The organism is Seonamhaeicola sp. S2-3 (assembly GCF_001971785.1).
Classification (GTDB): Bacteria; Bacteroidota; Bacteroidia; order Flavobacteriales; family Flavobacteriaceae; genus Seonamhaeicola.
This window is the reverse complement of the sequence record NZ_CP019389.1, coordinates 210,856-223,488: the sequence shown is the minus strand read 5'-3', so window position 1 is coordinate 223,488 and position 12,633 is coordinate 210,856. Positions and strand designations below refer to the sequence as shown.

At 31.4% G+C, this 12,633-nt stretch carries 12 protein-coding genes; 2 read left to right on the top strand and 10 right to left on the bottom strand.

The genetic code is table 11. The annotated features are described in order from the left end of the window. Positions 1–228 precede the first annotated feature (228 nt). The 7 genes from BWZ22_RS01060 to BWZ22_RS01030 form a co-directional block, all read right to left on the bottom strand. Positions 229–1,191: a HaeIII family restriction endonuclease gene (locus BWZ22_RS01060; protein ID WP_076697353.1), complete on the bottom strand. Its 963-nt coding sequence runs from the start codon at positions 1,189–1,191 to the stop codon at positions 229–231. A 4-nt stretch (positions 1,192–1,195) separates the two neighbouring features. Next, entirely contained in the window at positions 1,196–2,239 is a 1,044-nt protein-coding gene (locus tag BWZ22_RS01055) for a DNA cytosine methyltransferase (RefSeq protein WP_076697350.1), read from the bottom strand. Positions 2,240–2,245: 6 nt separating this feature from the next. Next, positions 2,246–2,563, bottom strand: coding sequence for a helix-turn-helix domain-containing protein (locus BWZ22_RS01050; RefSeq protein WP_076702207.1), 318 nt, complete (start codon positions 2,561–2,563; stop codon positions 2,246–2,248). Positions 2,564–2,924: 361 nt separating this feature from the next. Then, positions 2,925–4,043, bottom strand: coding sequence for a DNA polymerase III subunit beta (gene dnaN, locus BWZ22_RS01045; RefSeq protein ID WP_076697348.1), 1,119 nt, complete (start codon positions 4,041–4,043; stop codon positions 2,925–2,927). Between the two features lie 89 nt (positions 4,044–4,132). Continuing rightward, positions 4,133–6,517: a gliding motility-associated ABC transporter substrate-binding protein GldG gene (gene gldG, locus BWZ22_RS01040; RefSeq protein ID WP_076697345.1), complete on the bottom strand. Its 2,385-nt coding sequence runs from the start codon at positions 6,515–6,517 to the stop codon at positions 4,133–4,135. Next, a complete protein-coding gene (locus BWZ22_RS01035; RefSeq protein WP_076697343.1) occupies positions 6,518–6,814 on the bottom strand; it encodes a putative quinol monooxygenase in 297 nt (98 codons plus the stop codon). It lies immediately after the preceding gene. Between the two features lie 3 nt (positions 6,815–6,817). Then, positions 6,818–7,654: an S-adenosyl-l-methionine hydroxide adenosyltransferase family protein gene (locus BWZ22_RS01030; RefSeq protein ID WP_076697340.1), complete on the bottom strand. Its 837-nt coding sequence runs from the start codon at positions 7,652–7,654 to the stop codon at positions 6,818–6,820. A gap of 130 nt (positions 7,655–7,784) precedes the next feature. Here BWZ22_RS01030 and BWZ22_RS01025 point away from each other — a divergent pair, with 130 nt between their 5' ends. Further along, positions 7,785–8,738, top strand: a complete 954-nt coding sequence (locus tag BWZ22_RS01025) for a PhoH family protein (protein ID WP_076697338.1) — start codon at positions 7,785–7,787, stop codon at positions 8,736–8,738. A 167-nt stretch (positions 8,739–8,905) separates the two neighbouring features. Beyond that, positions 8,906–9,859: a phosphoribosylaminoimidazolesuccinocarboxamide synthase gene (locus tag BWZ22_RS01020; RefSeq protein ID WP_076697335.1), complete on the top strand. Its 954-nt coding sequence runs from the start codon at positions 8,906–8,908 to the stop codon at positions 9,857–9,859. Here BWZ22_RS01020 and BWZ22_RS01015 read toward each other — a convergent pair. The 3 genes from BWZ22_RS01015 to BWZ22_RS01005 all read right to left on the bottom strand — a co-directional run bounded on the left by BWZ22_RS01015 (position 9,854) and on the right by BWZ22_RS01005 (position 12,632). Then, positions 9,854–10,501: an HAD family hydrolase gene (locus tag BWZ22_RS01015; protein WP_076697333.1), complete on the bottom strand. Its 648-nt coding sequence runs from the start codon at positions 10,499–10,501 to the stop codon at positions 9,854–9,856. The genes BWZ22_RS01020 and BWZ22_RS01015 overlap by 6 nt on opposite strands. Positions 10,502–10,514: 13 nt before the next feature. Next, positions 10,515–11,297 carry a carbonic anhydrase gene (locus tag BWZ22_RS01010; protein ID WP_076697330.1) on the bottom strand — a complete coding sequence of 261 codons (783 nt, stop codon included), beginning with the start codon at positions 11,295–11,297 and terminating at the stop codon, positions 10,515–10,517. Between the two features lie 108 nt (positions 11,298–11,405). Beyond that, a complete protein-coding gene (locus BWZ22_RS01005) occupies positions 11,406–12,632 on the bottom strand; it encodes a hypothetical protein (RefSeq protein ID WP_076697328.1) in 1,227 nt (408 codons plus the stop codon). Position 12,633 lies beyond the last annotated feature (1 nt).

Here is a 12,633-nt window from a genome sequence, read left to right as displayed (position 1 = left end):
TGGGGCTAGTATAGGAATAGTAGCGGATTAGAACACACTAACCTTTCTGATAAATACTAAATTTTTTGTATTTACTTACTTTTTTTTAGCGATTAAATCGCTATTATTTTTACACATTGCTGTGTTTTTTTTCTTTATTGTGGATTAGCAAAAATATACTTTTTTGCAATTTTTGGTTTGTATGTTGACTGTAGAGACTTGCAAATGAGTATGACTTTATGCGTTGGCTTATCCATTCACAAATATATGATTCGTAAATAAAGTGTGTGGAGCACTTACTAAATTTATGTCAAATTTCAATGATGGTTCAACTCTTGAACTCGCATTATGAATTCTAAAAGAAATCTGCCAACCCTCATTCAAAGAAACTAACAATGTTGTTGTTGAATTTTCTTGGTAAACAACTTCGATTAATCTTGTTGGTAATTTTAATTTTGGAATTTTGGCTTTTGGTTTTACTTTTTCAAAAGGCAAATTCAAAGTTCCGTGTAAATTGTAAGCCTGAATCTCGACTTTCTTTTTACCTTTAATTACCTTGTAAAAATCCTTATTCCCAATTAAATATTGTACCAAATTTTCTGCTACAATGTTTGGGTTTTCTTTATCTAAACGAAGTAATTCTTTACGGAAAGCATCTAAAATTGGAATATAAACTACTTGGTGCATATTTTCAATCGAAGTCCATTTAGTAGCTTTGTCCTTTGCTCTCAAATCAGCAAGCATTGTAAAAACCGGGTTAATTTCCTCGAAGTAATTGTCTGAACAAGAAACACCTAACCATTTTTCTCCAAAGTTGATTTTATTTGATAACCTTGAATGTTTAACTGCTCTATGATTATTCTTTGCTGAAATTCCAATTTCCCATTTTTGTAGAGAACGAATCATCAAAATATCACGAACATCTCCAGTTTGTCCAGTTTGGTCACTAACTAATTCCAAAACTAAAATATCATCTTTGCTAATACCATTCGATAATCTCGGTTCAATGTCAATTAGAAAATTAATTGAAGCACTGGCGGTAATTCTAAAAGTATCTTGATCTGGTTCGCTAAAACCATCGAAAAATCCTTTAGCCGTTTTATAAGGTTCGTTTTCAGTTATTGAAACGCTTGTTATTGTCTTTAAACGTTCATAAAATTCAAATAGCAATGCATATTCAAATGCCTTACCGTTAATTGTTTGACTTGCCATAAATTTATGAAAGAGTATTTTCTAATTCCAATTTTTTCTTTACAACTCGTTTTGGTTCATTTTCTGCATTCTCAATCTGAGACTTAATACTTATGGCAATATGTTTTGCAAGATTAACAGGAACTGCATTTCCAATCATTTTGTATCCAGCTGAAATATTGTTATAATAGAATATGAAGTCATTTGGAAAAGTTTGAATTCTTGCGCACTCTCTAACACTTAATCTGCGATATAAATCCTCTTTACCTGGAACAAAAACGCGAATATTTTGCTCAATAAATTTCATCTTTGGTGCTTGTGGATGAATAGGGGCGTGTCTTCCTCCTGCTTGAATAGTGAATGACTGTTCGTCCCAACTTCTTACTCTATTCCTTGACATAAACATTGAAGAGAATCCGCCAATCATATATTCGTGATTTGGGATTTTACAATTTTCTTTATTTGTCTTATTTCCATCTTTTGCTGGAACAACAGAATCTTTTAAATCAGCTATTGCCTGTTCAAGAGTCACTTTCTTTTTTAATGGTTTAGGAAATTTAAATTCAAAACCAAGGTCTTCTCGAATACCTACAAAAAATACTCTTTTTCGGTCTTGGGGAACATCAAAGTCAGAAGCATTTAATAACTTAAAGGACAATCTATATCCAGCATTTTTAAACATTTCCTTAATATTATTTAAAGCTTTTTTGTGTCTTTCTAATAACATTCCACTTACATTTTCAGCAAGAAAGAATTTTGGCTGTTTTGCTTCTAATATTCGGATAAAGTCATAAAATAATTGTCCTCTTTTGTCATTTATTCCACGTAATGAACCTGCTTCACTCCAACTTTGACAAGGTGGTCCACCAATTATTCCATCGCATTCGGGAACTTCGTCAGACTCTATGTTTACTATACTTCGTCTGTCGAGTATCGTTTTTTTATGATTTTTCTCATAAGTTTCCCAAATATCTTTGTCATATTCGTTTGCCCAAATAACATTAAATCCTGCTTTTTCAAATCCTAAATCGAGTCCGCCAGCTCCTGCGAAGAATGATACTATATTCATATTTTATTATGCTTGTAGTGTTTTATTAAGTTTTCTGCGATATTCTGCTTTTTCTTCTGCGACTTGTAAAAGTTGTTTCGTACAATTAGTTTCGTAAATATGTTTTCCAATTTGGTCAGTTACATATTCATTCCGTAATTCCGTTAGATTAAGCTTGAAGATTTTCGCAAGTTTTGGTAAGCGTTTTTCATCGAAATCTCTTTTTCCATTCTCTATTTTGCTCAAATTTGCAGAATCCAAGTCCAGTTTGGCTGCAAGTTGAGTTAAGGTTAATTCGTTTTTGTTTCGTAAAAGCCGGATGTATTCTCCAAATGTGGTTTTCATAAGACTTGTCATTTTTTGACAAACTTAAATCTTTTTGTCAATATATTCAATTCGAGCGATGGGAAATTTAAGTTCTTTTAGTTTTTAGAGCTTTGGGATTGAACGTTGGCAAAAACCAAAGTGCTAAAATATGTGGTTGGTATTATGAAACATAATTAAGGCTATAAACCTTTTCAATACAGGAACAAGTTCAGCACAATTAATTTATATCCACTAATAAGCTAATCTAGAATTTTCTTACTGAAAAATCTAATTGATTTTTAGATAAAACATTTGTTAGTAGATATAAAAAAATCCTGATAGAAAATATCAGGATTTAAAAATTTGGTTTTTGTTATTTATTAAACTTTCAGAATATGTATTAAGAATTTAGCATTACGGGCATTACAAGCATAGTAACTTGCTCACCTTCATCTAAACCATCAATTGGTGTTAAAATACCGGCTCTATTAGGCATGCTCATTTCTAGTTGTACTTCATCAGAGCTAAGGTTGTTTAGCATTTCGGTTAAAAAACGCGAGTTAAACCCAATTTGCATATCGTCACCTTGGTAATCACAAGTTAAACGCTCTTCGGCTTTATTGCTGTAATCTACATCTTCGGCAGAAATATTTAACTCGGCACCTGCAATTTTTAAACGTATTTGGTGGGTTGTTTTGTTAGAGAAAATGCTAACACGTTTTACAGAGTTTAAAAATTGCGTTCTGTCTATCACCAATTTATTAGGGTTTTCTTTAGGTATTACCGCCTCATAGTTGGGGTATTTACCATCAATAAGCCTACAGATTAAAACAGAATTTTCAAATGTAAATTTAGCATTAGATTCATTATATTCAATAACAACTTCATCTTCACTAGCAGCTAAAATACCTTTTAAAAGATTTAAAGGTTTTTTAGGCATAATAAATTCTGCAACCTGATTTGCTTGTATATCTTCTCTAGTGTATTTTACTAATTTATGAGCATCGGTTGCTACAAATGTTAGTCCTTGTTGTGAAAACTGAAAAAATACACCACTCATTACAGGGCGTAAATCGTCATTTCCAGCAGCAAAAATTGTTTTGCTTATGGCTGTTGCTAAAACATCTCCAGTAACAACGGTTTTACTAGGGTCTTCTAAGGCTACGGCTTTAGGAAATTCGTTTCCATCGGCGTAAGCTAGGGCATATTTACCGTGGTTAGAGCTAATTTCTACAGTGTTGTTATCTTCTATAACAAATGTTAAAGGTTGCTCTGGGAAGGTTTTTAAAGTATCAAGTAACAAACGCGCAGGAATAGCAACGCTTCCGGTACTATCACTTTCTACATCAAGGGTAGAAGACATGGTGGTTTCTAAATCACTTGCCGAAACAGTAAGTGTACTGTTATCTAATTCAAATAAAAAATTATCTAAAATAGGTAAGGTATTAGAATTATTTATAACGCCACCTAAAACCTGCAGCTGTTTCAATAAATACGTGCTAGATACTATAAATTTCATGTATGTTAATGAATTTAATTTTTTTGAATAAAATGCTATCTACAAATATATTCGATACAGATAAATAACCGAAACAAACTTATTAACATTTAAGAAGCGTATTTTTTCTTTCTAATAAAATTAAAGATAAATCCAAAAATACCTAGTAATACCAGTGGTAATAAGATGTTTACGAGTTGCCACTTGGTTTTTTCTGAAGCTATTTTTTGCTGATTTAAGAAAGCTACGGCTATTTCTTTAGAACGAATGTTTATAAGTCCGTCATCATCTAGTAAATAATTTACGGCATTAAGTAAAAATTCTTTGTTACCGTAAGTTTGTCCGGTCCATCTATCAAAACCTAATTCTTGTGGTTTGTTTTTAAGCACATCATTTTTAATAACATCGCCATCGGCAATAATTATCATTTTGGTTGGTGTACTTTGGTCTTTTATTGTTGATAATTTTATGGGTTTAATTAGATTATGATACACAGAGGTAAACTCACCTTCTAAAAGAACAGCCAATGTTTGGTTGCCTTTATTAAACAATTTAGGGTCTTGTGGTTTAGTAACTAAATCTAAACTAATTTCGCGCGGGGTTCCTTCTAATTTAGTAAGTGGCGCAGATTCTAAAAGGATAGTCTTTTTTAATGCGTTCTTTAAGGTGTCTATTTGGTTAGCAAAGTCAAATTTTACAAGATTTAAGTTGTTTACAATAGGGTGCTTACTGCTAGAACCGGCTAAAGGTGAATAAGGCCATTGTAAATGCTGAAATTGCGAATTACTACCTTCGCCAATAGCCAATGTTATTGGGGCAGAGTAGAGGGAACTAACAATATTTGGATTTATGCGCACACCGTATTTAAAAAAGAAATCGGTTAAATTTAAATCTCTAGAAATGGCATAATTTTTACCAGCTTCGTTATACAAACTATCTTTTTCAATAGCTACGGCATCTATTAACCAGAGACTTTTACCACCATTCATGGTAAATTGGTCTAAAACTAATTTTTCTTCTTCTGTAAATGGTTGGGTAGGTTTTGCCGAAATAATTAAATCAAAATCCTTTAAATCTTCTAAAGTTTTTTGAGCATTATTAGATACACTATCTAGGGTAAAAGGTGCAATAAAATAGTATTCACCTAATTTTTTAAGAAAATCTGCAATGTAAATATCGTCTAGTTGTTGATTGCCTTTTAAAACTGCTATTTTTCGGCGTTTGGGTTTGGTGAGTTTGCTAAAACCATCAGCAAAGGCGTATTCTAAGTGCTGAACAGAATTACTTACTAACTCTTGTTGTGTGGCTCCAATTTTATTTTTTATAAGCGGAATGGCAACTGTTTGCTCATTAAAACTTGCTAATGCCCATGGAAATATTACAGCTTGTGATGACTTACCACTTTCTGTAACGCTTAATTGCATGGGGGTTAAACCACGATTGTTGAGTTGTTTAATGTTTCTATCTTTAGTAGCTTCGTCTTCTAACGGATTGATAAAACTAAAAACAATATTGTCATTTACATTAGAAAACTCTTCTAGTAGTTGTTTGGTTTCAGCTTGTAGGCGCCTAAATTCTGAAGGAAAATCTTCACCTTCTAAAAACACATCAATAGTAATAGGAGACTCTATGTCTTTTATGATGTTTATAGCAGATTTGCTTAAAGTGTAGCGTTTGTCTTTTGTTAAATCAAAACGTTTGTGTATAGAATTAGAAACAATATTTAGTCCTATTAACACAACAAAAGCAGTAGTTATTTGTGACAGGTGTTTTTTCTTAAAAGTTTCATTTTTAATAGCAATAACAGTAAGTACAATAAAGAAAATGGTAACACTTAAAAAGTAAATAATATTGGTAGTATCTAACACGCCTCGTCCCATACTTTTAAAGTGGTAACTCATGCCTAATTGTTCAATAAAATTGCTAGATGTAAAATCGGCAATACCTTCAAAACCAATGTAGAACAGAAAACATAAAAACACAGCAATAATAAACGCCACAATTTGATTATCTGATAGGGTAGAGCTAAACACCCCAATAGCGGTATAGGCAGCAGCTAAAAACAACAAACCAAAATAAGACCCTAGTGTGCTACCAACATCTAAATTTCCAACAGGGTTTCCTAATTGATAAACGGTATAAACATAGAGTAGTGTTGGTGTTAATGCTATAATAATGAGTATAAATGCACCAAAATATTTACCTAAAACTATTTTTAAATGAGATATGGGTTTGGTTAAAAGTAACTCTAAAGTGCCTTGTTTTTTTTCGTCAGAAAAGCTGCGCATGGTTACGGCAGGAATAAGAAAAATAAGTATCCATGGTGCTAATAAAAAGAACGATGATAAATCTGCAAATCCATAATCTAAAATGTTAAACTCGCCTTTAAAAAGCCATAAAAACAAGCCATTTAGTAATAGAAAAATAGCTATTACTAAGTACCCAATGGGTGAGGCAAAAAAGGAATTTATTTCTTTTCTTAAAATTGCTAACATTTATTTTAAAGTTTCTAGTTTATCAACACTCCAAGCTTCTGGTTTTATGTTAAAAAGTACTTTGGTTTTGTTCCAGACATTTTTAAATAATTCAGACTGCCTGTATTGTTCCAAATCGTTTTCAGTTTCCCAATAACTGTAAGTGAAAAATATATTTGGATTATTTTTATCTCTGTAAAGTTCTAAAAATTTACAACCCTTAAAGTTTCTAATTTGTTTTTTATTAGCATTAAAATTTGATAGAAATGTATCAATATGCATTTCATGAAATCCCATTTTTACAATTCTAACAAGCATAAATTATTCATTAATAAATTTAACGCTAACGGTATCCATAAGTCCTAATCCCATTAAACTACTAGCACTTCCTACAGTGGCAGAATTACTTTTGTAAACTGCAATTTCTAAAAAGTTTCCAGAGTTAAAAACCACCAAGCCTTTGCCTTCATCATTTCTTTTACCTTCGGGTATTTCAAAATTTACAATATCGCTATATTTTTTATAAATGGTATTAAACTTATAATTTCTAGCATAAATTTCAAAAGCACGTCCTTTTTGTATGGTTTCAAAAAAACTCTTTTTAATATTAGTTACCACATTACCATAATTATCAACATAAATAATCTTGCCCATTATTTGGTTTTTTTCATCATTAACATAAGGTAGAATATTTTTTATGGGCTTAATTTCATTAATGGTTTTACCAATAACCTCTAGGGTACCACCTCTTGCAATATGGCAAGCTACTTTAACAAAAACATCTAAAACAGGAAAACTAGTTTGAATTTTATCATGTATGTTTATTTCTACAATTTTTTCTGGAGCTATTTCAGAACAAATCATACTCATAATACCATTATTGGCGCAAATAAAATAATGGTCGTCTAGCTTCATAGCAATGTGTTTGTTTTCCTGATTTAATTCAGAATCAATACCAATAACATGAATGGTACCTTTAGGAAAACTACTATACGCATTCTGTATAATATAGGCCGCCTCTAAAATATTAAAAGGCGATACAGTATGTGAGATATCAACAATTTCAATATTAGGTAGTTCACTATAAATAGCGCCTTTTATAGCGCCAGCAAAGTAATCTTTTTCCCCAAAATCGGTTGTTAAAGTAATAATTGCCATAGACAAAATTGTTGATATGTTTTTAGCGTTAGGTCACTCAAATTTGCTTATTTTTGAGTTTTACAAAACTAAGCAAATCATTTTATCTGATTAAATATAATTTCATAAGTAATTAAAATAATCTACGCCTTTGAATGAATTAATTTTTGAACTTGAAGAAATCACTCCAAAAGAATTTTTTGGAGCACACAATGTTAATATTGAGCTTTTAAAAAAGTACTTTCCTAAACTTAAAATTGTAGCCAGAGGCAATAAAATAAAAGCCTTTGGTGATGAAGAACTTTTAGAAGAATTTGATAGGAGACTCACCATGCTTTTAAAGCATTATGCAAAGTATAATAAACTAGATGAAAATGCTATAGAACGTGTTTTAACAAGTGTAAATAGCGAAGAATATAGCACGTCTAAACAAAGTGGCGAAGTCATTGTTCATGGTGTAGGCGGTAAAATAATAAAAGCACAAACAGTAAATCAGCGTAGGTTAGTAGAAAGCATGCGTAAAAACGATATGGTTTTTGCCATAGGTCCGGCAGGAACAGGTAAAACCTATACAGGTGTTGCATTAGCGGTACAAGCATTAAAAAATAAAGAAGTAAAACGCATTATTTTAACGCGTCCCGCTGTAGAAGCAGGAGAAAATCTTGGGTTTTTACCAGGCGATTTAAAAGAAAAGTTAGACCCTTACATGCAACCCTTATATGACGCTTTAAGAGATATGATTGCACCAGAAAAATTGGCGCATTATATAGAAAATGGTACCATACAAATAGCGCCATTAGCTTTTATGCGAGGTAGAACTTTAGATAATGCATTTGTTATTTTAGATGAAGGACAAAACACTACCCACGCCCAAATGAAAATGTTTTTAACACGTATGGGTAAAAACGCCAAATTTTTATTAACAGGAGATCCTGGGCAAATAGATTTGCCACGGCGCACCATATCAGGTTTAAAAGAAGCCCTTTTAATCCTTAAAAATGTAGAAGGCGTAGGCATTATATTTTTAGATGATAAAGATGTAATTCGTCATAAACTTGTTAAAAAAGTAATAGAAGCCTACAAAAGTATAGAAAACAGAGAGTAGTTTGTTAAGAAGCTATTTCCCGCTTTCGGCAGTCGCTTTTTTGTGTTGCATAGGTGCAACAACACAAAAAGAGCTTCAACAAATGCCTCAATCGGGGCTAGGGTTTCGTTAAAAATAAAAAATTACAGTGCTAGAAGCTAAAAGCACATAGCAAAAAGCAATAAACAATGAGTAACACAATAATAGATACCAACTTTAATTTCCCAAAACAAAAAAGTGTTTATAAAGGAAAAGTACGAGAAGTTTATAACATAAATAATGAGCAATTAGTAATGATTGCTACCGATAGGTTATCGGCTTTTGATGTAGTAATGCCTAAAGGAATTCCTTATAAAGGACAAATACTAAACCAAATAGCTACCAAAATGATGGCAGCTACTGAAGATTTAGTTCCTAATTGGTTAACAGCCACACCAGATCCTAATGTAGCTGTAGGGCATTTATGCGAACCTTTTAAAGTAGAAATGGTAATTCGTGGGTACATGTCTGGTCACGCAGCAAGAGAGTATAAAGCAGGTAAACGCATGCTTTGTGGCGTACCAATGCCAGAAGGTATGAAAGAAAATGATGCCTTCCCAGAACCCATTATAACACCAGCTACAAAAGCAGAAATGGGCGATCATGACGAAGATATTTCACGAGAAGATATTTTAAAACGCGGTATTGTTTCAGAAGATGATTATGTTGTTCTAGAAGATTATACACGCAAACTATTTAAGCGTGGGTCTGAAATTGCAGCTTCCAGAGGTTTAATTTTAGTAGATACCAAATATGAATTTGGTAAAACTAAAGACGGAAAAATAGTATTGATAGATGAAATTCATACCCCAGATTCTTCGCGTTATTTTTATGCTGAGGGGTATGAAGAACGACAAGAAAAAGGCGAGCCTCAAAAACAGTTGAGTAAAGAGTTTGTTCGTCAATGGTTAATCTCTAATAACTTTCAAGGTTTAGAAGGACAAACCGTACCTTTTATGAGTGATGAGTACATAGAAACGGTTTCAGAACGTTACATAGAACTTTATGAAAATATTACCGGAGAAACTTTTGTAAAAGCCGATGTTTCAAATATTCAAGAACGTATAGAAGCAAATGTTTTAGCTTATTTAAAAGGGTTATAATATATCAAGCAATTCTATAGGTTTATCTAAAATATAATCGGCACCTTCATTGGTTAGTTCTTGTTTGTCTCTAAAACCCCAGCTAACACCAACAGCTAGCATATTGGCGTTTTTAGCGGTTTGAATATCAATATTAGAATCGCCTACAAATATGACCTCTTCTGGCTTTAAGCCTAAATTATTAATTAAGTTTAAAGCCTTAGCAGGATTTGGTTTTTTTAACGCTTCGGTGGTTAACCCTAAAACCTGATGAAAATATTTTGGTAAAATAGCATTTGCTACTTTTTTGGTTAAAGTTTCATCTTTATTAGAGAATATATTCAATTTTAAGTTTTTTGAGTTTAAAATGTCTAATAACTCTAAAATGCCGTTGTAAGCATGTGTTTTAATGGTACAATGGTTGCTATAAACCCGCATCATTTCAGAGAGGCATTCATCTACTTCTGCCTCATTTGGGTTTTTGTTGGGTAAAGCATTAATTACCAAACTTCTAATACCACTACCAACAAATAGTTTGTAGGTTTCATAATTATGAGTAGGGTAATGACGCTTTTTAAGTACTGTGTTCATGGCATCTGCTATATCTTGTATAGAATTTACCAAAGTGCCATCTAAATCAAAAATTATGGCTTTATAATTCATATATTTTAATTGTTTAATAGTGATAATTAACCACTCTACCGTTTAAAGCTTGCTCATTACGGTAGTTGTTTACAGGCATATTATTTTTAAGTTTTAATACTTCATCAACCGATAAAATAATAGGTTCTTTAAACACAATCCAATTCACATTTTCAGTACATGGAGGTGTAGTTAAAGAGCCATCGTATGAGTAATAATGTTTGTCTTCTAAAAACAAACTTGATAAATCAATTTTTTGATGTATTTCTTTAACAGCGCCATTTTTAAGCGGTAAAAAACTTTCAAAAAACTCAAACAATTGGCTTTCTTCGCCTTCTTCACCTAAAACGCCTAAAACAGTAATTTCCCCTTTTTTACTTACATGAACTAAGTGCATTTCAATAGGGTAAATTATACCGTTAATTCTGTGTTCTGAAGGTTCATGAAAATGAATTTGTTTTAAGTAAAAGGTTTTTCCTTTGTAATTTATGGAGTCTCCAGCTTCAAAATCAAATTGAATAGAATGTCCGTTGTTTTCAACTTCACTTATTAAAGTAGCGGGTGTATAAAGTATTTTTAAATCATCGTTAATTTTTACTGAATCTACATCCTTGTGTATAATATTTATAGGTGATTGGTAATTTCCATCACAATCAGAATTCTTTTCAATTTCGGCCCAATGAATAGGAGCGGTTTCACCTTGGTAACTCCAGTGATGTTCCTCTGTGTGGTTTTGGCTTGTTGTTTTATGGGTTTTGTTACAAGCTACTGTAAATATTACAAGAAGACCTGTTAAAAGTTTAATTGTAGTGTTCATTCTGGTTTTTTTAAGCAATGATTAAGATGCTAAAATTAATGCCGATATAAATGATAAAAGCTAACTAATATCAGGTTTTTTTAAGTTTTTGTATAAAGTTTTTAACTATTACGTTTTCTTTAGTTTATTTATTTTTTTAGTATTAAACTGAAGTAAGAATATATACATTAAAGCAAATAAAAAAATTACACTGCAGGCTAGTATAAAGTAAGGTTGTTTTTCAGGTAAATATAGGTTTTTCCAAATGGCTATTCCGTTGTATAAGATTACAAATTCCATTAATAAAAATCCTAAAAGATAGAAGTTAAGACAGCCTTTTGTTAATTGAATAAACTTAAAATAATTTAGAAAACCTAATAATAGAAAGCTGCATACACCTAAGAAAATCCAATGTAAATATCCAATTATTAAGTGAATATTTGAAGCGATGGTACTTGATATAGAAGGTAAAGTTCCAGTAAATTGTAATAAAAGTTTAATGCTAAAGAATATTAAAACAATTTTAAGTATGCTTAGGTAGTTTTTTGAAAATGAATGTTTAATTTGATGGTTTAGGGTAATGATTCTTTTTACTAAAATACCAAATGCTAATATTTGAAAAAGCGCTCCAATACCAGCTATAATATTGATATAAGTGTGGACTTTCATCCAGAGTATTGAAATTGCTAAAGTTAATACTACTCCAATATTCATTAATACAAAGAAACGTTTAAAAGTATTATTTGAAACCTGAATGTTGTTTTGCTTTAGCGTGTAAAACAAAATACCAAAAAGAGCCATAATAAACCAACCGTTATACTGAAAGTGCAAGTAAAAGTAAATAGCATTTCTATACCAACTAGAGGCACTACCCATAGTACTCATAATAATACCTAACGCTAAAGGACCAAGGCTAGATATGACCATATACCATAAACCAATTTGAACACATTTATATGAATTAGTTTGTTTCATTTTTAGCGGTGTATGCTTAAAAACCATATGGCAGAATGCATAAGAAGCTACCAAAAACAATGTAGAAAATAATATAGAAAAGAAAGCATACCCAGTAAAAGGAAATGATAGAAGCATACCTAAAATAGTAATTTGGGTAACCCAAAACAAACGCTTGAATTTTTTGCTAATACTAATGTTATTTAGATATAATTTATAAATTAATATCATTAAAGCAGTATACACCCATCCTAGAAGCGCTATATGTGAATGTGTATGAACCACATATTTATAGTTAAAGTTAAAATTTGATACACTAAAACTACGAAGTAGTACTCCTAATAAGGCTATAAGAAAAAAATACCCCAAAGCTAAAAGGCTGTATTTTTTTAAGTTAATCATT